This is a genomic window from Flavobacterium sp. SLB02, assembly GCF_009664855.1.
GTDB lineage: Bacteria > Bacteroidota > Bacteroidia > Flavobacteriales > Flavobacteriaceae > Flavobacterium.
Genome location: NZ_CP045928.1, coordinates 5,350,807 through 5,372,473 on the forward strand (window position 1 = coordinate 5,350,807; position 21,667 = coordinate 5,372,473).

The following is a 21,667-nucleotide window of genomic DNA, read 5'->3' on the forward strand; positions in this document are numbered from 1 at the left end:
GTGTGCCAATAGCTAGCAAATTGATTTTCTATATTCAACAATAAATAAAAAATAATAATTATCATATTTCTAAGAAGTGGCTAGTGCTACTTTTGACGAAAATTTAAACAAATGCTTAAAGCCTAAAGCTTAAAGCCTAAAGCAAGAAAATTATAATGAAAGGCGTATTATTAGTAAACTTAGGATCTCCAGAAAGTCCGGAACCAAAAGATGTAAAACCGTATTTAGATGAATTTTTAATGGATAAATACGTGATCGATGTTCCGTATTTATTAAGAGCTTTGTTGGTTCGAGGAATTATTTTAAGAAAAAGACCGGAAGAATCAGCACATGCGTATAAAAAAATCTGGTGGGATGAAGGTTCTCCTTTAGTAGTACTTTCAGAAAGAATGCAGAAAAAAGTACAACCTTTAGTAAATGTTCCTGTGGCGCTTTCTATGCGTTACGGAAGCATGACCATCGAGAAAGGACTTCAGGAATTGCACGATAAAGGAGTTACAGAGGTATTGCTTTTCCCATTATATCCGCAATATGCAATGGCTTCGACTTTAACAATTTTAGTAAAAGCCGAAGAAATCCGTAAAAAGAAATTTCCACAAATGACTTTTACTGATGTTCCTGCGTTTTATAACAAACCGGATTACATCAAGAATTTGGCCGATTCAATTCAGAAACATTTAGTTGGTTTTGATTACGATCATTTATTATTCTCGTATCACGGAATCCCGGAACGTCATATTCGCAAAACCGATGTAACCAAATCACATTGTAAAATTGATGGTTCTTGTTGTAGTACCCCTTCACCGGCGCATGATTTCTGTTACCGTCACCAATGTTATGAAACTACCAGACAAGTCGTAAAATTATTAGGACTTCCGGCAGATAAATACAGTTTGACATTTCAGTCACGTTTAGCGGGAGACAAATGGTTAGAGCCTTATACAGATGTTGAAATCGATAAAATGCCGGCAAAAGGAATCAAGAATCTTGCAGTTGTAACACCAGCTTTCGTTTCAGACTGTTTAGAAACGCTGGAGGAAATTGCTATGCGCGCCAAAGAAGATTTTGAAGCCAATGGAGGTAAAGAGTTTTTAGCAATCCCATGTTTGAATGACGATGACGAATGGTGTGAAACAGTTGGGAACTGGATTAATGATTGGGCGGCTAAATAGAAAATAGAATAAAGAGTAAAGAAAAAAGACTTTATAATGGAATACTATAACTACTTAAAATCATTACATCTTATTTTTGTAATCACCTGGTTTGCCGGATTGTTTTATATTGTGCGTTTATTTGTGTACCAAATCGAAGCCAATGAAAAACCTTCGCCTGAAAAGGAAATTTTACAAGCGCAATACAAAATAATGACCTACCGGTTGTGGTACATTATTACGTGGCCATCAGCAATTTTGGCTAGTATTTTTGCTTTTTGGATGTTGTTTTTTACAGAATTAGGACAAGCCTGGCTTAAAATGCCGTGGATGCATGTAAAGCTGGCTTTCGTGTTCTTATTGTATTTATATCATTTAAAATGCCATCAAATTTTCAAGCAATTGCAAAACGATGAGGTAAAATATTCCAACAATTTTATGCGTTTATGGAATGAAGGCGCCACGATTATACTTTTTGCGGTGGTTTTTTTAGTAATTTTAAAAAGTGCCATCAACTGGATTTTCGGCGTTATAGGAATCATTGTATTCTCGGTTTTAATAATGCTTGGTTTCCGATTTTATAAAAGAATTAGAGAAAAAAAATAGTTTTCAGTCTCAGTTTTCAGTTATGCTGAGACTGAGACTGAATACTGAGACTGAATACTAAAAATATATGCTAAACAACTTCAAAATGTCGATGCTTTCATTGCGTGTCAGGATTTTCCTTTCGATGATTGTATTGATTGTTGTGGCATCATTTTTATTAGCTTCCATTTCGATTATTCAGTTTAAAAACGAAGCCAAAGAATACCATCAGGAACGCCTCGAACGTAAAGAAAATGCGGTAAAAGAACATATCAATTATGTTTTATCGACGACAACTTATCCTTTAAAAACCGGAAATCTGGATCTTATTTTTAAAGATAAAATCCACGAACTGGCCCAGATTCACAAAATCGAAATCAATATTTACAGCCTTGACGGGAAATTACTAAAATCATCAAAAGAATCTTTTGCGGTTGATAAAGTAGCACCGCCAATTCCGGAATACATCCTGAAATTAGTGCGCTCCTCAATCGAAAAGAGATTTGTAGATATTAAAACTATAGATGGAGTTAAAAACCGATCCTCCTACAGTTTAATCAAAGACGAAAAATTCAAACCACTTGGAATTTTAAATCTTCCTTATTTAGAAGACGACGGTTATTATGATAACGAATTGAATACCTTTCTGATTCGTTTAAGTCAGGTCTATTCGTTTATGTTGGTGGTAGCTTTTGCTTTGGCGTATTTCCTTTCAACTTATATTACAAAATCACTAAAAACCATTTCAGATCGTTTAGAAGAAACCAATTTAGATCAGAAAAACGAAAAGATCGTATTAGAAGCCAATAGCAAAGAAGTAAACTTCCTGATAAAGGCTTATAATGGAATGGTCGATAAACTTGAAACCAGTGCCATAAAACTAGCCCAAAGCGAACGTGAAGAAGCCTGGCGCGAAATGGCAAAACAGGTGGCGCACGAAATTAAAAATCCGCTTACACCAATGCGCTTGACGGTGCAGAGTTTTCAACGGAAGTTTGATCCAACAGCGCCTGACGTAAAGCAAAAACTAAACGATTATTCCGAAACTTTAATTCAGCAAATCGATACGATGACAGCGGTAGCTTCGGCATTTTCGAATTTTGCCTCAATGCCCGCACAGCAAAACGAAACCTTAAATGTGGTTGAAGTGGTCGAATTAGCATTAGATATCTTCAACGAGGATTATATTGTGTTTGAAAGCGAAGAAGAGGAAATCATCTCAAAAATGGATCGTACACAGTTGATCCGTGTGATTACCAATCTCGTTAAAAACGCAACTCAGGCCATTCCGGAAAGTCAGTTTCATAAATCTATTGTGGTTACGGTAAAACGTAGAGATAATAATGTAGAAATTGCCGTAAAAGACAACGGAATAGGAATCCAGAAACAAGATACAGGCCGAATTTTCGAACCAAAGTTTACCACTAAAACCAGCGGAATGGGACTTGGTCTCGGAATTATAAAAAACATCATAGAAAATTACAAAGGAACAATTACCTTTGAATCAACATACGGAAAAGGAACCACTTTTAGGGTTTCTTTGCCCATTACAAACTCATAAACTAACCGTCATGAACTACGAAAATCTTTTAATCTCGATTGAAGACAAAATTGCGACCGTAACCATTAATCGACCTACAAAGTTAAATGCTTTAAACAAAGCGACTATCAGTGACTTGAGTAAAGCCATTAAATTATTAGGTAAAAACGATGATGTCCGAGTAATTATACTAACAGGATTTGGCGAAAAAGCATTCGTTGCCGGAGCCGATATCTCAGAATTTGCCAATTATACCATTATTGAAGGCGCGCAATTAGCCGCCGAAGGACAAGAATCATTATTTGACTATATCGAAAACCTAAAGAAACCCGTAATTGCTGCCGTAAACGGTTTTGCTCTTGGTGGAGGATTAGAATTAGCAATGGCATGTCATTTTAGAGTAGCTTCAGATAATGCCAAAATGGGATTGCCGGAAGTAACTTTAGGATTAATTCCAGGTTACGGCGGAACACAGCGTTTGCCACAATTAGTAGGTAAAGGACGCGCAATGGAAATGATCATGACCGCAGCCATGATTTCTGCCGAAGAAGCTAAACAATACGGTTTGGTAAATCACGTAGTGCCGCAAGTCGAGTTGTTGGATTTTACCAAAGTAATTGCCCAAAAAATCATTAAAAACGCTCCTTTTGCCATTAGCAAAGCGATAAAAGCAATCAATGCCAATTATAAAGACGGTAAAGACGGTTTCGAAACCGAAATAAAATCATTCGGAAAATGCTTCGGAACTCAGGATTTTAAAGAAGGAACAACGGCATTCTTAGAAAAACGTAAAGCTGAATTTACAGGGAAGTAAAGTTTTATAGCACAGAGTTGCACAAAGTATTTACGCAAAGCTACACAGAGCTTTGCCTTAAATTTTCTTTGTGAATCTCTGTGAAATCTTTGTGCAACTCTGTGGTAAAATTACACAACGGTAAAAGACTACTTTTGCGGTTAAATAACTCAATACAAATATCCATGTCCTACATACCAATATTTGCCCTTTTTTGCGAACGCGTCAAAGAAAGCATCAAAGCCGGAACTTTTGCCAAACTAACTCTGGCAAAAACCATCGGTGATACCGAGATCAAAAACATCTATTTCCGTTTGGCGATAAACGAAGATAATACCTATTCAATAGCATTAACAACCCGTTATAAAACTGAAGAAATCGAAAGTACACATACTTTAGATGAAGCTTTATTGGTTTTGGGAACCTACATCAAAAATCCGTTTTTGACAGCGCTTTTATTTACAACAGATAATGATGTGACGTTTAAAGTAAACAAAAAGAACGCAGGAAGCATTATCGAGCAAGAGCCAACATTCAAGAATGCGTCTCCGGTAATGTTAGAAATGATCGAGAAGGGAATTGTTTAAAATTTAAAACTTTGTGGTCAACGGATTAAAATCCGTTGCTACAAAATGGTTCGTTGCTCCGGAACTTTATAAAAAACTTCGTGAACCTTCGTGCAATTCTCCGCAAAATAACCCTTTTAAACTAGCTTCACAAATAAATTAGAAGCAATTTTATTCGATATAGACAATTCGCGACCATCAATCTTAATCTTAACAGATAAATCAAAAGATTCTTTAGATAAAAGTTCAATTTGAGAACCCAAAGCAATTCCTTGCTTGTCCAGATATTGTAAAAATTCAGAAGAAGTATCTTTTACGCCCACGCAAACTCCGGTTTGGTTTTCTGTTAATTCAGAAAGTAAATGTTTCTCGATCTTAACAATTCTTCCATTCGCATCCGGAATCGGGTCACCATGCGGATCTTCAGTAGGATTTCCCAGAAAATCATCCAGACGATTAATCAATTGTTCGGATTTAATGTGTTCCAGTTGTTCTGCAATATCATGAACCTCATCCCAGGAAAAATTCAGTTTTTCAACCAAAAACACTTCCCAAAGGCGATGTTTTCTCACGATCATTTTAGCCGCTAATTTTCCGTTTTCCGTCAAAGAAACACCCTGGTATTTTTTATAATTTACCAAATCCTTTTCAGAAAGCTTTTTAAGCATATCCGTAACCGATGAAGCTTTAGTCTCCATCATTTCCGCAATAGCGTTCGTGCTTACTTCTGAATCATTAGAAGTAGTAAGATGATATATCGATTTTAGATAATTTTCTTCTGAGAAAGTCATTTTTTTTATTTTTTGAGGGGGCAAAGGTTCAGAGGCTCAAAGGTTCAAAGGTTTTAAATCTTTGTGTCTTTGTCGTTCTGTCACTTTGAGCCTATCTTTTAACAATCAACAAAGGTATTGAAATTTTATGTCTCAATTTGTCTACTGTTGTACCAAATAAAATATCTTTTAATCCAGTGTGGCCGTGGGTTCCCATTACTAAAATATCAAAACTTCCTGCATTAATAATCTTCGGAATCACGGTGTTAGGTTTTCCGAAACCAAGTTCTGTTTCGATCCTGAAGCCCTTCTGCGAAAGCATCTCTTTATATTCTAATAATAATTTTTCGTCTATAGTTGTTTCGTGATCGTCAACATGACCGCCGTACATTAAAGCACCAACGGTTTCTACAATATGAATTAAGGTGTATTGCGCATCGATTCCGCCCAGTTCAAAGGCATTGTTAAGTGCAGCTTCATCGGCTTTGGAAAAGTCTACAGAAATCGCTATATTTTTCTTGCCGTAACTTTCTTTTGGCGTATAAACTAATTTTAAATGATGAGGTGAATGATTCTCGATATTCGATTTTGCTTTTGCAATAAACGGTTTTGCAATAATATACAATAGCAAAGCAAGGAATGCAAAGGCAAGCGGAACAACCGTTAACCATAGAATTACGGGATAATCTGAGTTTTCAAGCCATGAAGTAATTTCGTCGTAAACTAATTTTGCATTTAGCGAAACAATAATCAAAGCAATAATCCAGGCGGCAATTTGAGTGGTTCTTGAAATATGAAAACCTTTCATTTTAGATTTATCACTCACAAAATGAATCAGCGGGATAATTGCAAACCCTAATTGCAAACTTAAAATCACCTGACTCAAAATCAGTAATTTTCCGGTTACACTGTCTCCGTAAATTAAGATCACAACAACGGCAGGGACAATGGCAATCAAACGTGTTATAATGCGTCTTACCCAAGGCTGAATCCTTAAATTCAAATATCCTTCCATTACGATTTGTCCGGCCAAAGTTCCCGTTACGGTTGAGCTTTGTCCCGCGGCGATCAAAGCAACGGCAAATAAAATAGGAGCCCATTTAGTTCCTAACAAAGGTTCGAGAAACTGATGTGCATCCTGAATCTCGGCAACTTCAAACATTCCGTTTTTGTAAAATGTGGCTGCAGCCAAAATTAAAATCGCAGCATTGACAAAGAAGGCAAGGTTTAAAGCGATTGTAGAATCGATAAGATTATATTTCAAAGCCTGTTTGATTCCTGCAGGAGTTCGGTCGAATTTACGGGTTTGAACTAAAGAAGAATGTAAATATAAGTTGTGAGGCATTACCGTTGCTCCAATAATTCCGATAGCGATATACAAAGCAGCTGAATTAGGCATTGACGGAATAAGTCCGTAAAAAACTTTGTCCAGTTCCGGTTCGGCAAAAATCATTTCGAAAATGAAAGAGAAACCAATGATGGCAACTAGTACAATAATAAAGGCCTCCATTTTTCGGATTCCTTTATTGATTAAGAATAGTAATAAAAAAGTATCTAAAACCGTGATCAAAACACCTTCTATGAGCGGAATATCAAAAAGAAGGTTGATACCAATCGCCATTCCTAATACTTCGGCAAGATCACAAGCCGCAATGGCAATTTCGGCCAGAAAGTATAAAATATAGTTGATGAATTTCGAATATGTTTCTCTTGAAGCCTGTGCTAAATCGCGTTGCGTAACGATTCCGAGTCGGGCACTTAAGCTTTGAAGCAACAAAGCCATTAAGTTACTCATTAACAAAACCCAAAGTAGGGAATACCCAAATTGACTACCGCCGGCAATATCTGTTGCCCAGTTTCCCGGATCCATGTATCCTACACTTACTAAATATGCCGGGCCTAAAAAGGCTAATATTTTTCTGAAACCTGTTTTTTTATGCTGTGTTGCGACCGATTGGTGAACTTCTTCTAAAGATTTACCCATTGTAAAAATGTTGTTTGAACAAATATATACAAAAATTATATTCGTGCAACAAAATTTTTAGACTAGTCTAAATTTTAAATGTTAGAATTTAAGCAATTCGGACATAATCCTGACAATGTAAAGTTTATATCATTGACTTTGTAATTGTGCGGAATAATATAACTCGGCTTTACATTTTCAAGACAAGTTATTTCCAGACATTTTTCACAGCTAAAATGAGCATGGTTATGAATGTGTACGCGTTGGGCATGATGATGACATTTTGCATATTTAACCGTTCCGTCAAGATTTACAATTTTGTGTATGATATCGTCATTTACCAATCGCTCTAAAATTCTATAAATCGTAACGCGATCGCATAAATCTCCGGTTTGTTTTTGAATTTCGGCATGAGACAGCGCAGTTTTAGATTTACCAAAAATCTCTAAAACGGCCGTCTTTGCTGCTGTATTTCTTGTTGTTTTCATTTTTATGAAATTAAAAATATTATTGCAACAATGTTGCAATTAAAATAAATTGATATATTTGCAACAAAATTGCATTAAGCAAATGTACTGAAAATGAAGAAATCCACCACACCTTTTTACGATATTTTAGGAATTTCAAGTGCAACCATTTGTTTGGTTCATTGCCTGGTTTTTCCGCTCTTAACGATTCTGCCTTTAGGCATCAGTCATAATCCAGTTATAGATTTGATTTTTGCGACACTGGGATTATTTGCAATTATCAAAATTATAAATAAATCCAGTCTTTTAATCTCTACAGTACTTATTATTTCTATGGCGCTAATCTGGATCAGTGTTCTGGCGGAGCTTTTTCTGGATATTCATCTCGATCTGATTTTTATTGGAGGTGTCGGAATGATCATCGGCCATCTATTAAATTATAAAATGCATAAAAATAACAATCATTAAATCACAACTATGATAGAAAATAATACATATGATGTTATCATTATCGGTGGTAGTTATAGCGGACTTTCGGCTGCAATGAGTTTGGGCCGTTCTTTGCGAGACGTTTTAGTTATCGACAGTGGCTTTCCTTGCAACAGACAAACGCCACATTCGCACAATTTCATCACACATGATGGTGAAAAACCCGCTGTAATTTCGGTGAAAGCCAAAACCCAGGTAGACTTTTACGATACGGTAAAATTCTATAACGGACTTGCAATCAACGCAATTAAAACAGAATCTGGATTTGAAATCGAAACTCAGTCCGGAAAAATCTTTACTTCTAAAAAAGTATTGTTCGCAACAGGTGTAAAAGATTTACTGCCACAGATTCCTGGTTTTTATGAGTGCTGGGGGATTTCGGTTTTGCATTGTCCGTATTGTCACGGTTATGAAGTGAAAAAAGAGAAAACTGCAATCGTCGCTAATGGTGATATGGGTTTTGAATTTTCTAAAATGATTTCGAACTGGACCAAAGACTTATGGTTATTAACGAACGGAAAATCAACTCTAACAAAACAGCAAACTCAATTATTGGAGCAACATAACGTCAAAATTATCGAGGATGAAATCGAGTCTTTGGAACATCAAAACGGAAATGTTCAGCAGATTATCTTTAAAAATCAATCTAAAATAGAGATCAAAGCCATTTATTACAAAGCTCCTTTTGAACAGCATTGTCCTTTGCCGGAAGCTTTAGGCTGCGAATTGACTGAAAATGGTTTATTGAAAGTAGATGCTTTTCAGAAAACGACCATTCAGGGCGTTTTTGCGAGTGGGGATTGTCATATTCAGGCAAGATCTGTTGCATTGGCGGTTTCTTCTGGATCTTTTGCAGGAGCAATGATCAATAAAGAAATTATCGATGAAGAATTTGTTTAGCTCTTTGAAGGATAAATAGTTACGTGAGTCAAAGATTGAAATGTGCCTTTAGGTACTAAATATTGGTAGTTATTAGTTCGAGATTTGTTTGGCGTGCCGTAGGTACACAACAGCTATCGTTTTGTTGCGTACCTACGGCACGCTTTAATTTATTCCAATTCATATTTCTACCAATATTTAGTGCCTAAAGGTACAAAAAAGATGTTCCATTTTTTATTGGTTTACACCGTTTAGTTATGTTTTATAATGGGATCTATAAAATTCTGTTTGTATAGCGCCTAGCTTCAGCTAGGGGAATAAAGATTTGAATTGAAAAAAGGCTTTAGCCAAATTGTATAGGTTTGGTTAAAGTCTTTTTTCGGTTCTGTTTATATTTCATGATGTTTTCCTTAAACACATAGAAACATAGTTGTAGCGCTTAAAAAAAGCGTTTCACTTTTGTATCAATTCGCATATTCGGGCTATGTTTTAGAAAAAGAGCTTTCTTTTTATTTCCTTAAAAAAGAAACTTTAAAACCTTTGTTTCTATGTGTTGAAAACAATGCCAAAGTATTGAATTAAAACACATTTAAAAGTTTTTTGCTTTAGAAACATTATTTATCAAATTTAATTTTTAGCTTTGTCTAAATTTAATTTTACAACAATGAAAAAACTATTTTTGGTATTGCTTTTGTTTGGTTTGCAGATTTCGTTCGCACAGCAAACTTCTACTATTTCTGGATTTATCTCCGGCGAAGGCCATAAATTACAGTTGGTGAATGTTCAGTTAACAGGAACAAAACACAAAACAGTTACAGATAGTTTAGGGTATTATAAATTAGAAAATGTTGCCATTGGAAATTATACTATTCAGATTTCTCAAGTAGGTTTTCAGACTGTGAAGAAGAAAATAGAAGTTATCAAAGATTCCATTCAATCTTATGATTTTGAATTAACCGATAACGAAAATCAACTGAACGAAGTGGTGGTTTCGGGAACCTTAAAAGCCGTGAAACGATTAGAAAGTGCTGTTCCGGTTGAGGTTTATTCACCGGTTTTTTTCAAGAAGAATCCAACTCCAAGTATTTACGAAGCACTTCAAAACATCAATGGCGTTCGGCCACAGCTTAATTGCGGTGTTTGTAACACGGGCGATATTCATATTAACGGACTAGAAGGTCCATATACTTTGGTTCTAATTGACGGAATGCCAATTGTGAGCAGTCTTTCGACAGTTTATGGTTTATCCGGAATTCCGAATTCTTTGGTCGAAAGAATTGAAATTGTAAAAGGTCCTGCTTCTTCCTTATACGGAAGTGAAGCTGTGGGTGGTTTAATCAACATTATTACTAAAAATCCAACGAACGCGCCTTTGTTTTCTGCAGATGTTTTCACGACTTCGTATTTAGAAACCAATGTCGATTTGGGAATGAAATTCAATCCAACCAAAAAATCAACGACACTTTTAGGAATCAATTACTTCGATTACAATCAGATTGTCGATAAAGACAAAGACGGTTTTACGGATGTGACACTTTCGCAAAGAATTTCGGTTTTTAATAAGTGGAACTTTCAAAGAGAAAATAACCGTTTGTTTTCGATCGCAGCCCGCGGAATGTACGAAGATCGCTGGGGTGGAGACGTGCGTTGGGAAAAGAAATACCGCGGTGGTGATGAAATTTACGGAGAAAGTATTTATACCAAAAGGGGAGAGTTGATAGGAAGTTACCAATTGCCATTCGAAGAAAAATTAATGCTTTCATTCTCCGGAAATGTGCATTACCAAGACAGCCGCTACGGCACAACATCTTATATCGCCAATCAGAAAATAGGTTTTCTGCAACTAACCTGGGATAAAAAGATAGGCCGAAATGATTTCCTCGCCGGAATTGCTACCCGATATTCGTATTACGATGATAATACAACCGCCACAAAAGAAGCTGAAAGTACGTGGTTGCCGGGAATTTTTGTTCAGGATGAAATTACACTTTCTCCAAAAAGCCAGGTTTTGTTAGGAATGCGTTACGATTACAACTCGATTCACGGTTCGATTTATACACCCAGAGTGGCATATCGATGGAAAGCGAATGAAAATACCATTTTCCGTTTGAATGCCGGAACCGGATTTCGCGTTGTAAATTTATTTACCGAAGATCATGCAGCACTTACCGGATCCAGAGATGTGGTGATAAAAAGTGATTTGAAACCGGAAAGATCTGTAAATGCAAACCTGAATTATATTCAGAAAATAAACTTTGCAAACGGGACTTTTATTGGGATTGAAACAACGGCCTTTTATACTCGTTTCAGCAATAAAATCATATCTGATTACGAAACTGATCCTAATAAAATTATTTATGATAACATTAATGGATATGCAATAAGCCAGGGAATCAGCACCAATGTTGATTTGAATTTTACAAACGGATTAAAGTTTATTCTTGGTGCAACGGTTTTAGATAATAAAAATGTTCAGGACGGAATTTCGGAAAGACCTTTTTTAACCGAGAATTTCACCGCAACCTGGAGTGTTTCATACAAAATAGAACCTTGGAATTTGTTACTGGATTATACCGGAAATGTGTACAGCCCGATGAAGTTGCCTTTGTTGAGCGATTTAGATCCTAGAGATCCAAACTCGCCTTGGTATAGTATTCAGAATATTCAGTTTACTTTTACTTGCTGGAAGAATTTTGAGCTATATGGCGGAGTAAAAAACCTTTTGAACTTTACACCAAAACGAAATAATCCATTTTTGATTTCGAGAACCAATGATCCTTTCGATAAAAATGTGCAATACGATGCGGCCGGAAAAGTTCTGGTTACGCCGGATAATCCTTACGGTTTGACTTTTGATACCACTTATGTTTACGGACAAAACCAAACAATTCGAGGTTTTTTTGGATTGAGATATACTTTGAAATAAGTTATTAATGCCACAGATTGAAAGGATTAAAATGATTTATTTGACTTACTTAAATGGCACACGGATGAGACAGATTAAACAGGTTTTAGCTGATTTTTTGTTTGGTAGAAAGAAAACAACTAAAATAGTTTTGCCAGGAATTGAATTAGTGGAAATTAGTGCAATTCGTGGCAAACTTTCTCCTAAGTATTAAAGAAAAAATCCTTTTTAATCCTTTCAATCTGTGGCAAAAAACAAAACAAATGAAAAAGCTATTTCTAATCATCTTTTTAGCATTTACTTCAACAGGATTCTGTCAACTTAAAAGCAGATCTTTTGAGGAAGTAGACAGTTTGCAGCACATTGAAAACAAGAAAATAATCGTTTTTATTCATACTGATTGGTGTCAGTTTTGTCAAAGAATGAAAAATACGACATTTAAAAATCAGGAAATCATTCAAAAACTGAATTCCGATTTCTATTTTATTGATTTGAATGCAGAGGAAAAACGAGATATTAGCTTTAATAATAAAACTTTTAAATACAAACCATCGGGAAATAATGTCGGTGTTCATGAGCTGGCTTTGCAGTTGGGAACCATGAATAACCAAATTGTATATCCGGTTTTGTGTGTTCTGAATGAAAAACGAGAGATTATCTTACAATACAATAACTATCTTAACCCAAAGGATTTTAAACTGCTTTTAGAAAAATTGAAAGAATAAAATTTCTTATTTTTGAAAATGGCTTCTTCACAAATTCCACACTTCAATTACATCTTTACCGGAACAGGTTTATCTGCTTTGATGACCGTTTATAAAATGGCATTAACGGGGAAATTTTCTGGTCAATCTATTTTGTTGTTAGATGAAGATGCGAAAAAAACAAATGACAGAACCTGGTGCTTTTGGGCAAGAGAGGAAACGCTTTGGAATTCTGTCATCTCAAAAAAATGGGATTCAGCCTTGTTTGCCAATGAAGATTTCAGGCGTGATTTAGACCTTAATCCTTATCAATACAATCAAATTTGGGGATTAGATTTTTATGATTTTGTTTTTGAGGAACTTTCGAAACATCAAAATATTACTTTTCTAAATGAAAAAGTAACCGATATCAACGAACTCGAAACCCATGTTTTTGTCGGGACAGAAGCCAATCGATATACTTGTGATTATTTGTTCAACAGTATTTATACCAAAGCTTTTGCTTTAAGTCAGACCAAATATCCGGTTCTGCAACAGCACTTTGTAGGTTGGTTTGTAAAAAATGAAACTGAAATCTTCAATCCTGACCAGACTACTTTTATGGATTTTTCGGTAGAACAAAGAGGGAATACACGTTTTATGTATGTCTTGCCGATTTCTAAAACCGAAGCTTTAGTGGAGTATACTTTGTTTTCTGAAAATCTTCTTCCCAAAGAAGAATACGAAAAAGAGATTCAAATCTACCTGAGAAATCTGGGAGGAGATCAATATAAAATTATCGAAAAGGAGCAGGGAAGTATTCCAATGACGTGTTTTCCTTTTTGGAAAAAGAACACCAAAAGAGTGTTGAATATCGGAACTGCTGGCGGATGGACAAAAGCCAGCACAGGTTATACCTTTAGAAATTCGGATAAAAAATCATCTGAATTGGTAGCGTTTCTAAATCCTTCTTCCAAAGCTTTCGGATCGCTAAAGATGTCGACGTTTTACAAGAAAAATAGATTCTGGTTTTATGATTTGTTATTATTAGACATACTTTATCGCCATAACGAATTGGGAAGTACTATTTTTTCATCCATGTTCAAAAAAGGAAATTCCGCTTTGATATTTAAGTTTCTGGATGAAGAAACCAGTTTAGGAGAGGATTTTAAAGTTATTTTAAAATGCCCTAAAATGCCATTTATCAAGGCTTTGTTTCGGGTAATATTCAAATAAAAAAGTTTACTTCACGCAGATTCTGCCAATTATAACAAATCTACTCTTGACTTTTATCAGTATAAAATTCAAATAAAAACCTGCGTTTATCAGCCTAAATCCGCCAAATCTGTGGGCCATTTTTAAAACAGTAAAATATCAATCGAACTATAACAAAACTTTATACCTGAAATTAACTAGTTGCGAGTAAACTTTGTAACTTTGCAGATCAAAAGTAAAATTTAAAAATAAAGAGATATGTATCCAGAAGAAATGGTAAAACCAATGCAAGCTGAATTGACTGCTGCAGGTTTTCAAGATTTACATAGTGCTGATGCTGTAGATAACGCTATCAAAGCTGAAGGTACCACTTTAGTTGTTGTAAACTCTGTTTGTGGTTGTGCTGCAAGAAATGCACGTCCAGGAGCAAAAATGAGTTTAGAAGGAGCTAAAAAACCAGATCACTTAATTACTGTTTTTGCAGGTGTTGACAAAGAAGCTGTAGATGCTGCAAGACAACATATGTTCCCTTTTCCTCCATCATCGCCATCTATGGCTTTGTTCAAAAACGGAGAATTGGTTCACATGTTAGAGCGTCACCACATCGAAGGTCGCCCAGCAGAATTAATTGCTGAGAACTTGCAAGATGCGTTTAACGAATTTTGCTAATTAGGTTCAAAGAGTCAAAGGTACAGTTGTACAAAGATTTTAAAGCACTATAGAAATATAGTGCTTTTTTGTTTTTAAAAAATATATTCTTAACCCTTCACACTTTAGAAACTCAGCAACGCAGAACCTTTATCGCTTTGTACCTTTGTTACTTTGAACCTTTTTCGTACTTTTGCACCTTCAAAAAATAATTTCTCAACTTAAATTAGTTTATAGCATGCAACTGTACAACACTTTAAGCGCAGAAGAAAGAGCCATCATGATTGATGATGCCGGTAAACAACGACTAACGTTGTCTTTCTATGCGTATGCCAAAATTCAAGATCCCAAAAAATTTCGAGATGATTTATTCTTAGCCTGGAACGCACTTGATGCTTTAGGCCGAATCTATGTTGCCAACGAAGGAATAAATGCTCAGATGAGTATTCCTGAAGAAAATTTGGAGGCTTTTAGAGCTACTCTGGAAGTGTATGATTTCATGAAAGGTATACGTTTGAATGAAGCGGTAGAACACGATGACCATTCGTTTTTAAAATTGACGATTAAAGTGCGTGATAAAATCGTTGCCGACGGTTTGAACGATGAAACTTTTGATGTTACTGATATAGGAGTTCATTTGAAAGCCAAAGAATTCAACGAAATCCTTGATGATCCCAATACTATTGTTGTTGATTTTAGAAATCACTACGAAAGTGAAGTAGGGCATTTTAAAGGTGCTATTACTCCAGACGTTGAAACGTTTAGAGAAAGTTTGCCAATCATCAACGATCAGCTTCAGAACCATAAAGAAGATAAAAATCTGGTGATGTATTGTACCGGAGGAATTCGTTGCGAAAAAGCAAGTGCTTATTTTAAGCATCAGGGCTTTAAAAATGTTTTTCAATTAGAAGGCGGAATCATTAATTACGCCAAACAAATTGAAGCTGAAGGATTGGAAAGCAAGTTCATCGGAAAAAACTTTGTATTTGATAATCGTCTTGGCGAAAGAATCACCGATGATATTATTTCGCAATGTCACCAATGCGGAAAACCTTGTGACAATCACACTAATTGCGAAAATGACGGATGTCATTTGTTGTTTATTCAGTGTGATGAATGTAAGGCTGCAATGGAAAACTGTTGTTCTACAGAATGTCTTGAGGTTATACACATGCCTCTTGTTGACCAGGTTCGTTTAAGAACCGGAAAACAAGTTGGAAACAAGGTTTTCAGAAAAGGAAAATCAGATAGTTTGAAATTCAAACATTCAGGCGAATTGCCAAATACTGCTTTAGGTACTACAGAAAAAACAGTAGATATTCGTCAGAAAATAAAAGTAAAGAAAGTACTTCTTGGAAAAGCAGAGCATTATTATGTAAAAGCACAAGTTGGTCTTTTTACTATCGAAAACCACGAATTAAATTGGGGTGATACAATCTTAATTTCCGGACCTACTACAGGTAATAAGGAATTGATTTTAGAAAAAATGATCGTCAACGAAGCAGAAGCCACTACTGCTAAAATTGGAGATCGGGTTACTTTTGAAGTTCCATTCCGTATTCGTTTGTCAGATAAATTGTATAAAATTGTAAATTAGCAGAAATTTTATGCTAATTTATTTATGTCACAATCCTTTACGAAACTATGGATTCATGCGATTTGGGCAACCAAAAATCGTCAGGAATTAATTGGTTATTCAATAGAAAAAAACTTTTCGATTTGATTTGGCTAGAGTTAACTGAACTTGAATGTCCTGTTAGAATAATTAATGGAATGCCAGATCATGTACATGTTCTGTTTTTACAAAATCCAGAAAAAACTATTACAGATATTGTAAAGCAAATAAAAGGAAGTTCTTCTCATTTTATAAATCGAGAAGAACTTATCTTTGAAAAATTTGCTTGGCAAACCGGATTTGCTGCTTTCTCTGTAAGCGAATCTCAGTTAGATATTGTCTACAATTACATTAAAAATCAAAAGCATCATCACCTTAAGAAAAATGGACAAGATGATGATTTTGTAAAATTACATCGATTGGGGGATAAATAATCCCTCTTTGATACGTTTCCCGTGGTTGAAACCACGGGCTATGTTGATAAAACATCCGCAAAGGTAAAAATATAGCCTGCGGTTTCAACCGCAAGAACGCAAAGAAAATCCACAACAACAACTATAATAACATTACTAGTGATTTCAATCATTAGAAAACAATATAAGTAAAATGACAACAAATAATAAAATTGAACTTATGGCTCCGGCTGGGAGTTTTGATTCACTTCAGGCTGCGCTTGATAATGGTGCGGATTCGATCTATTTTGGTGTAGAACAGCTTAACATGCGTGCGCGTTCAACGGTAAATTTTACTATGGATGATTTGCAGGAAATTGCCAATCGTTGCGAAGCTAAAAACGTACGAAGCTATCTCACTTTGAACACTATAATTTACGATCATGATTTGTCTGTTGTAAAAACATTATTGAACAAAGCCAAAGAAGCCAATATTACGGCTGTAATTGCCTCTGATCAGGCTGTAATAGCAATGGCACGAACTATTGGTATGGAAGTTCATATTTCAACACAATTGAATGTAACCAACATCGAAACCATAAAATTCTATAGTTTGTTTGCTGATACGATGGTTTTAAGCCGTGAATTGAGTTTACGCCAAGTAAAAAGTATTGCAGATCAAATTGATAAAGAGCAGATAAAAGGGCCGAACGGAAATTTAGTCGAAATAGAGATTTTTGGTCACGGCGCTTTGTGTATGGCAGTTTCGGGAAAATGTTATTTGAGTTTGCATTCGCATAATTCGTCTGCGAATCGTGGAGCGTGCAAGCAAAACTGCCGTAAAAAATATACGGTGATCGATCAGGAAACCGGTTTTGAAATTGAACTGGATAATGAATACATGATGTCACCTAAAGATTTATGTACGCTTGATTTTCTTGATCAGGTAATCGATTCGGGAATTCAGGTTTTGAAAATCGAAGGCCGTGGTCGCGCGCCTGAATATGTGGCAACGGTTATCAAAACCTATCGTGAAGCAATTGATGCCTATTATGATAAAACATTCTCTAAAGAAAAGGTTTCTGTTTGGATGGAAGCTTTAAACACCGTTTACAATCGCGGTTTCTGGTCAGGCTATTATTTAGGACAAGAATTGGGAGAATGGAGCGATATTCCGGGATCTGCAGCAACTCAAAAAAAGGTTTATGTAGGCAAGGGAACTCATTACTTCCCGAAAGCAGAAGTAGGACAATTTAAAATCGAAGCTTACGATATTAAAATTGGGGATAGAATCTTAGTAACCGGACCAAGTACAGGGGCTCAGGAAATGATTATCGATGAAATGTTTGTAAATGATCTGGTTTCTGAAAAAGCAACAAAAGGGGACGATTGTACTTTCAAACTTCCGTTTCGAATAAGAATGTCGGACAAATTATATAAAATAGTTGAGGCGTAATGGTTATCATCACTTTACAAAGAGACAAATGCATTGGCTGTAATTACTGCGTCGAAATGGATCCGGTACATTTTCAAATGTCTAAAAAAGATGGGAAATCGGTATTGATTCATTCGAAAGATGCAAAAGGATTTTTTACTTTAAAATCGAATAATCATACCATTGTAGAAAGTTGTCAATTGGCAGCGAAGGCTTGTCCGGTGAAGATTATAACGGTTAAGGAGACTTAGGATTAAAAACAATCCCTATTTTGTAATAATGCAAAATAGGGATTGTTTTGTTTTTGAACTTTCTTTATTAAATACCTATTTTGGCATTGATGTTATGCTTTTCGACATATGCTTTTGCGACATTCATTAATTTTGTAAACTTGACCTCTATATCATTTTGAGTTGAGGCATCAAAATCTGCAATGGCTTTTTCTATTTGTTCAGGTGAAGCTTTTTCATCCTTCATTTTGGCAATTGGCAGATAGCCTTCCTTTTCTTTAGTAATTGCATAAGAGAATAAATCTTTTGATGCCTCAAGAAGTTCCCGATTGTCATCATCTTCCTTTATTTCTTTAATTTTTTTAAATTGAGTTTCTAAATTGGCTATATCAAATTTAAAATAATCGTAATATGAAGATGGAATCATTTTTTTTTGAGCTTCATCATAAATCTGAGGTTCGGATTCTAACTTAAAATTAATATCCTTACTTCCAAAACGAGATAATAAATTTGAATTTAGCGCGGCTATTTCAAAAGTTTTTTCTGGGGAAAGGTTTGTGCAAGAAGTTGAAAATATACTTGCAGCGATTAATACTAATAATATGATGGAATTATTTAATGTCTTTTTCATTTTTTAAGTTTGTTTGTTATTTATCCTTTTAAAATTTTACTTTTCTCAGCGTCAAATTCTTCAGAAGTTAAAATTCCCGCATCCAAAAGTTCTTTCAAATCTAACAATGCCTTTTTCTTTACTTCCATAGAATTTACTGAATCTGCTTTTTGTGATTCTTCTTTTTGAATTGGTGTTATCACAGTACCTGAGGGCGCATATTTCAAAATCAATTCTGTAATTTCATTAAAACCTTTTACATTCGAATAATCAATTGCCTTTTGCTCTTTTACATTTACGATGAAAGCGTCTGCTTTATTTTCAAGTAAATATTTGACAACATCTTTTTTTCCGTTTGCAGCGGAGTAATGCAAAGGCGTGTTCCCGGATTCATCTTGAATGTTGATATTTGCACCGGCTTCGATTAACAATTTTACCATGCTTAAATTGCCTTTTTTTGTAGCAACATGCAGAAGACTTTCGCCACCATAAGTATAACTGCTGTTGAGTGTAAAACTAGATTCGTTAGCAATATTTGTAGCGCTAACAATCCAATCAAGATAATCATTCATAGAAGAAGTGTCGCTGGCCAAAGGTTTGCTGTAATTCATGTCAACTCCATTTTCTAAAAATAAAGAGACAATTTCTTTCTGATTATTCGCGCAAGCATACCAAATAGGAGAGTAGCCATTATTGTTTGATGTGAATACATCAGCACCTCTTTCTACTAAAAGTTTAGCAAGCATTCTGTTGGTTTCATAGCATGCAATTAAAAGAGCATTTTCTCCTGAATGATTTACATGATTTATAGCTGCGCCATTGTCCAAAAGTAAAGTAACAACCGGGATCGATTTGGTGTAACAAGCATGAAGAAGTGGTGTGTTTCCTTGTTTATCTGTGGCATTAATATCGGCTCCTTTGTCTAAAAGTAACTGAATAATTTCCCTATTTAATTTAGTTGAAGCAAGTGAAAGTGGCGTTTCTCCATTGTTATTCAGTGAATTAACATCAATTCCTGCTTCAAGCAACTTTGTTGCGATTTCAGTTTGAGCGGTTTGAACCACTAAATGTAAAAGACTGTTTCCTGATTTATCATTTTTGGTAATTTCAGCGCCATTTTCTAAAAGATATAAAGCGGTTTGCTTTTGCTTTTGCAAACAGGCAAAGAATAAAGGCGTTTCTCCCTGATGATCTTCATAATTAATATCAGCACCATCTTCGCATAAAATTTTTACAATATCAAGATAACCTCTGTGAGCTGCATAGTGAAGTGCAGTTCTTCCTTTTTCATCGGTATATTTTGCCTCTACTTCTTTGTTTTGAAGTAATAATTCGGCTATTTTTCTGTTGCCGTTTTCACAGGCTATTATAAATGACATCGACATATTAGTAGTATTTTGTATAATTCAGTTTATGATTTCATTAAAAGTTCGACCGTTTTAATTTTCAGATTATCTCCGGATGCAATCATTAAGGCGGTTTCATCTTTATCATTAGTAATCGAAATATCTGCTCCCTGATCTAAGAGCAGCTTCACTTTTCGATAGGTTTCTTTGGCCATTTCTGCATCGTAATTGACATTATACGCGCAAACTTTATGCAAAATTGTGTTTCCCTGATTGTCTTGTTCATTTACATCTAAAGAAACATTTTCTAAAACCGATTTTAAAATATCTGATTTCTTTTCAACAATAAAATCAATTCCCGATTTTGGCTGGCCATAATATTGAGCGCAGAAGTTTACATCGGCACCATCTGATAATAATCTTTCTAAAAAAGTGATATCGCTTGGCGAGCCCGAAACAGAACTGATGAAATGAGTCAATAAAGTGCGTCCGTCTTTGTTTACAATATTAAAATCAGGTGAAGAAACTGTCGCTAATGCCTCGTACATATCAAAAGAAAACTGTTCGGCAACAGCGTAATAAAAAGCGGTATTGTTGAGGTTATCTGTTTCGTTGGCATCCGCTCCATTTTCGAGTAGAAAGGGAATAAAATCTTTTTTGCTTCTTTTAATAGCACAGATTAACGGAGTTGTACCAACAATGTTTTTTTCGTTAATATCGACGCCATTATTCAGAAGAATGGCTATGTATTCTTTTACTGTATCTGTTTCAAGACCATAAGTGTTCAAAATGTTATAGATGAAATTTTCTCCTGCATTATTTTTATAATGAGCATTTGCCCCAAAATCATCAATCAGAGTTAAAATGATTTTTGGAGATGCATTTTTTTCAATAAAATAACCAAGTAACGTTTTGTCACTTATTTCATCATTAATATTTTCCATTTTTGACATCAGTTCTTTGAAAAAGGCAATCGATTCATCGTCATCTTTTAATGGGGTTAAAGAATTAAAAATCGATTTGTCGAAACTATCCAATTCATAGATATCGGTTTCAATAAAACGGGCTTTAATTAATTTTTCAATAAAATCAATTTCTTTAGCTTCAATAATTTTGGTTGTGATTTGAGAAAAATTGTTTTTAAGATATTGATCGTTAAAAATTTCGCCGTTATTTAGGCATTCTCTGGCCTCGTCAAATTTTCCCTGGAAAAGGAAATTTTCAATCTGGTTTTGTGTTTGCATTTGCATTGGTATTTTAAATGAAAAAATTATGTTTTGATGAAGCCAGGATTTATAATAGTTGACTTCACGAACTATGTTGTAAGATAAAACATAAAATTGACAAATATATTTCAAGATGAAAATTAAAAAAGTCTTTTTAAA

Annotated in this window: 22 protein-coding genes; 16 read left to right on the forward strand and 6 right to left on the reverse strand. The window is 35.0% G+C overall.

What is annotated here, in order from left to right; translation table 11 throughout:
- Positions 1-155: 155 nt before the first annotated feature.
- The 5 genes from hemH to GIY83_RS20185 all read left to right on the forward strand — a co-directional run bounded on the left by hemH (position 156) and on the right by GIY83_RS20185 (position 4,656).
- A complete protein-coding gene (gene hemH, locus GIY83_RS20165) occupies positions 156-1,172 on the forward strand; it encodes a ferrochelatase (RefSeq protein ID WP_208683121.1) in 1,017 nt (338 codons plus the stop codon).
- A gap of 36 nt (positions 1,173-1,208) precedes the next feature.
- Complete coding sequence (locus tag GIY83_RS20170) at positions 1,209-1,757, forward strand: CopD family protein (protein ID WP_194618029.1); 549 nt, start codon at positions 1,209-1,211, stop codon at positions 1,755-1,757.
- A gap of 124 nt (positions 1,758-1,881) precedes the next feature.
- Entirely contained in the window at positions 1,882-3,297 is a 1,416-nt protein-coding gene (locus GIY83_RS20175) for an ATP-binding protein (RefSeq protein WP_194618032.1), read from the forward strand.
- Between the two features lie 10 nt (positions 3,298-3,307).
- Positions 3,308-4,090 (forward strand): enoyl-CoA hydratase/isomerase family protein, encoded by a 783-nt coding sequence (locus GIY83_RS20180; RefSeq protein ID WP_194618028.1) that lies wholly within the window; start codon positions 3,308-3,310, stop codon positions 4,088-4,090.
- Between the two features lie 164 nt (positions 4,091-4,254).
- Positions 4,255-4,656, forward strand: a complete 402-nt coding sequence (locus tag GIY83_RS20185) for a hypothetical protein (protein WP_194618027.1) — start codon at positions 4,255-4,257, stop codon at positions 4,654-4,656.
- Positions 4,657-4,772: 116 nt separating this feature from the next.
- On the opposite strand, the gene GIY83_RS20190 is transcribed toward GIY83_RS20185, so the two are convergent.
- The 3 genes from GIY83_RS20190 to GIY83_RS20200 all read right to left on the reverse strand — a co-directional run bounded on the left by GIY83_RS20190 (position 4,773) and on the right by GIY83_RS20200 (position 7,856).
- Positions 4,773-5,426: a metal-dependent transcriptional regulator gene (locus GIY83_RS20190; protein ID WP_194618026.1), complete on the reverse strand. Its 654-nt coding sequence runs from the start codon at positions 5,424-5,426 to the stop codon at positions 4,773-4,775.
- Between the two features lie 91 nt (positions 5,427-5,517).
- Complete coding sequence (locus tag GIY83_RS20195) at positions 5,518-7,389, reverse strand: Nramp family divalent metal transporter (protein ID WP_194618025.1); 1,872 nt, start codon at positions 7,387-7,389, stop codon at positions 5,518-5,520.
- Positions 7,390-7,463: 74 nt separating this feature from the next.
- Entirely contained in the window at positions 7,464-7,856 is a 393-nt protein-coding gene (locus tag GIY83_RS20200; protein WP_194618024.1) for a Fur family transcriptional regulator, read from the reverse strand.
- 93 nt (positions 7,857-7,949) lie between these two features.
- On the opposite strand from GIY83_RS20200, the gene GIY83_RS20205 reads away from it, so the two are divergent.
- The 11 genes from GIY83_RS20205 to GIY83_RS20255 all read left to right on the forward strand — a co-directional run bounded on the left by GIY83_RS20205 (position 7,950) and on the right by GIY83_RS20255 (position 18,347).
- On the forward strand, positions 7,950-8,303 hold the full coding sequence (locus GIY83_RS20205; protein ID WP_208683123.1) for a MerC domain-containing protein: 354 nt from the start codon (positions 7,950-7,952) through the stop codon (positions 8,301-8,303).
- A gap of 9 nt (positions 8,304-8,312) precedes the next feature.
- Positions 8,313-9,224 carry an NAD(P)/FAD-dependent oxidoreductase gene (locus tag GIY83_RS20210; protein ID WP_208683125.1) on the forward strand — a complete coding sequence of 304 codons (912 nt, stop codon included), beginning with the start codon at positions 8,313-8,315 and terminating at the stop codon, positions 9,222-9,224.
- 643 nt (positions 9,225-9,867) lie between these two features.
- The gene (locus GIY83_RS20215; RefSeq protein ID WP_194618021.1) at positions 9,868-12,129 is read left to right on the forward strand and encodes a TonB-dependent receptor; all 2,262 of its coding nucleotides are present in this window, start codon (positions 9,868-9,870) and stop codon (positions 12,127-12,129) included.
- 7 nt (positions 12,130-12,136) lie between these two features.
- The gene (locus GIY83_RS20220) at positions 12,137-12,322 is read left to right on the forward strand and encodes a hypothetical protein (protein WP_194618020.1); all 186 of its coding nucleotides are present in this window, start codon (positions 12,137-12,139) and stop codon (positions 12,320-12,322) included.
- 49 nt (positions 12,323-12,371) lie between these two features.
- A complete protein-coding gene (locus GIY83_RS20225; protein WP_194618019.1) occupies positions 12,372-12,833 on the forward strand; it encodes a thioredoxin family protein in 462 nt (153 codons plus the stop codon).
- Positions 12,834-12,851: 18 nt separating this feature from the next.
- A complete protein-coding gene (locus GIY83_RS20230) occupies positions 12,852-14,027 on the forward strand; it encodes a lycopene cyclase family protein (protein WP_208683127.1) in 1,176 nt (391 codons plus the stop codon).
- A gap of 237 nt (positions 14,028-14,264) precedes the next feature.
- On the forward strand, positions 14,265-14,675 hold the full coding sequence (locus GIY83_RS20235) for a BrxA/BrxB family bacilliredoxin (protein WP_026982321.1): 411 nt from the start codon (positions 14,265-14,267) through the stop codon (positions 14,673-14,675).
- A gap of 217 nt (positions 14,676-14,892) precedes the next feature.
- A complete protein-coding gene (locus GIY83_RS20240; protein WP_208683129.1) occupies positions 14,893-16,251 on the forward strand; it encodes a rhodanese-related sulfurtransferase in 1,359 nt (452 codons plus the stop codon).
- A gap of 47 nt (positions 16,252-16,298) precedes the next feature.
- Positions 16,299-16,703 carry a transposase gene (locus GIY83_RS20245; RefSeq protein WP_229029144.1) on the forward strand — a complete coding sequence of 135 codons (405 nt, stop codon included), beginning with the start codon at positions 16,299-16,301 and terminating at the stop codon, positions 16,701-16,703.
- Positions 16,704-16,875: 172 nt separating this feature from the next.
- On the forward strand, positions 16,876-18,117 hold the full coding sequence (locus tag GIY83_RS20250) for a peptidase U32 family protein (protein ID WP_194618016.1): 1,242 nt from the start codon (positions 16,876-16,878) through the stop codon (positions 18,115-18,117).
- Entirely contained in the window at positions 18,117-18,347 is a 231-nt protein-coding gene (locus GIY83_RS20255) for a ferredoxin (RefSeq protein ID WP_194618015.1), read from the forward strand. Before GIY83_RS20250 ends, GIY83_RS20255 begins: the two co-directional genes overlap by 1 nt.
- A 67-nt stretch (positions 18,348-18,414) precedes the next feature.
- Here GIY83_RS20255 and GIY83_RS20260 read toward each other — a convergent pair whose 3' ends face one another.
- Genes GIY83_RS20260 through GIY83_RS20270 form a run of 3 tightly spaced genes read right to left on the reverse strand, consistent with a single transcriptional unit; the run spans position 18,415 to position 21,526 of the window.
- On the reverse strand, positions 18,415-18,957 hold the full coding sequence (locus tag GIY83_RS20260) for a hypothetical protein (protein WP_208683130.1): 543 nt from the start codon (positions 18,955-18,957) through the stop codon (positions 18,415-18,417).
- Between the two features lie 20 nt (positions 18,958-18,977).
- Positions 18,978-20,315 (reverse strand): ankyrin repeat domain-containing protein, encoded by a 1,338-nt coding sequence (locus tag GIY83_RS20265; RefSeq protein WP_228520532.1) that lies wholly within the window; start codon positions 20,313-20,315, stop codon positions 18,978-18,980.
- A gap of 32 nt (positions 20,316-20,347) precedes the next feature.
- The gene (locus tag GIY83_RS20270) at positions 20,348-21,526 is read right to left on the reverse strand and encodes an ankyrin repeat domain-containing protein (RefSeq protein ID WP_194618011.1); all 1,179 of its coding nucleotides are present in this window, start codon (positions 21,524-21,526) and stop codon (positions 20,348-20,350) included.
- Between the last annotated feature and the right edge of the window lie 141 nt (positions 21,527-21,667).

Coding starts and splice junctions, on each gene's coding strand:
- GIY83_RS20175 (WP_194618032.1), top strand. CDS start 1,882: ATGATTGTATTGATTGTTGTGGCATCATTTTTATTAGCTTCCATTTCG.
- GIY83_RS20195 (WP_194618025.1), bottom strand. CDS start 7,389: ATGGGTAAATCTTTAGAAGAAGTTCACCAATCGGTCGCAACACAGCAT.
- GIY83_RS20170 (WP_194618029.1), top strand. CDS start 1,209: ATGGAATACTATAACTACTTAAAATCATTACATCTTATTTTTGTAATC.
- GIY83_RS20215 (WP_194618021.1), top strand. CDS start 9,868: ATGAAAAAACTATTTTTGGTATTGCTTTTGTTTGGTTTGCAGATTTCG.
- GIY83_RS20185 (WP_194618027.1), top strand. CDS start 4,255: ATGTCCTACATACCAATATTTGCCCTTTTTTGCGAACGCGTCAAAGAA.
- GIY83_RS20230 (WP_208683127.1), top strand. CDS start 12,852: ATGGCTTCTTCACAAATTCCACACTTCAATTACATCTTTACCGGAACA.
- GIY83_RS20180 (WP_194618028.1), top strand. CDS start 3,308: ATGAACTACGAAAATCTTTTAATCTCGATTGAAGACAAAATTGCGACC.
- GIY83_RS20235 (WP_026982321.1), top strand. CDS start 14,265: ATGTATCCAGAAGAAATGGTAAAACCAATGCAAGCTGAATTGACTGCT.
- GIY83_RS20265 (WP_228520532.1), bottom strand. CDS start 20,315: ATGTCATTTATAATAGCCTGTGAAAACGGCAACAGAAAAATAGCCGAA.
- GIY83_RS20255 (WP_194618015.1), top strand. CDS start 18,117: ATGGTTATCATCACTTTACAAAGAGACAAATGCATTGGCTGTAATTAC.
- GIY83_RS20260 (WP_208683130.1), bottom strand. CDS start 18,957: ATGAAAAAGACATTAAATAATTCCATCATATTATTAGTATTAATCGCT.
- GIY83_RS20205 (WP_208683123.1), top strand. CDS start 7,950: ATGAAGAAATCCACCACACCTTTTTACGATATTTTAGGAATTTCAAGT.
- GIY83_RS20270 (WP_194618011.1), bottom strand. CDS start 21,526: ATGCAAACACAAAACCAGATTGAAAATTTCCTTTTCCAGGGAAAATTT.
- GIY83_RS20190 (WP_194618026.1), bottom strand. CDS start 5,426: ATGACTTTCTCAGAAGAAAATTATCTAAAATCGATATATCATCTTACT.
- GIY83_RS20220 (WP_194618020.1), top strand. CDS start 12,137: ATGCCACAGATTGAAAGGATTAAAATGATTTATTTGACTTACTTAAAT.
- GIY83_RS20210 (WP_208683125.1), top strand. CDS start 8,313: ATGATAGAAAATAATACATATGATGTTATCATTATCGGTGGTAGTTAT.
- GIY83_RS20245 (WP_229029144.1), top strand. CDS start 16,299: ATGGATTCATGCGATTTGGGCAACCAAAAATCGTCAGGAATTAATTGG.
- GIY83_RS20240 (WP_208683129.1), top strand. CDS start 14,893: ATGCAACTGTACAACACTTTAAGCGCAGAAGAAAGAGCCATCATGATT.
- GIY83_RS20200 (WP_194618024.1), bottom strand. CDS start 7,856: ATGAAAACAACAAGAAATACAGCAGCAAAGACGGCCGTTTTAGAGATT.
- GIY83_RS20250 (WP_194618016.1), top strand. CDS start 16,876: ATGACAACAAATAATAAAATTGAACTTATGGCTCCGGCTGGGAGTTTT.
- GIY83_RS20225 (WP_194618019.1), top strand. CDS start 12,372: ATGAAAAAGCTATTTCTAATCATCTTTTTAGCATTTACTTCAACAGGA.
- hemH (WP_208683121.1), top strand. CDS start 156: ATGAAAGGCGTATTATTAGTAAACTTAGGATCTCCAGAAAGTCCGGAA.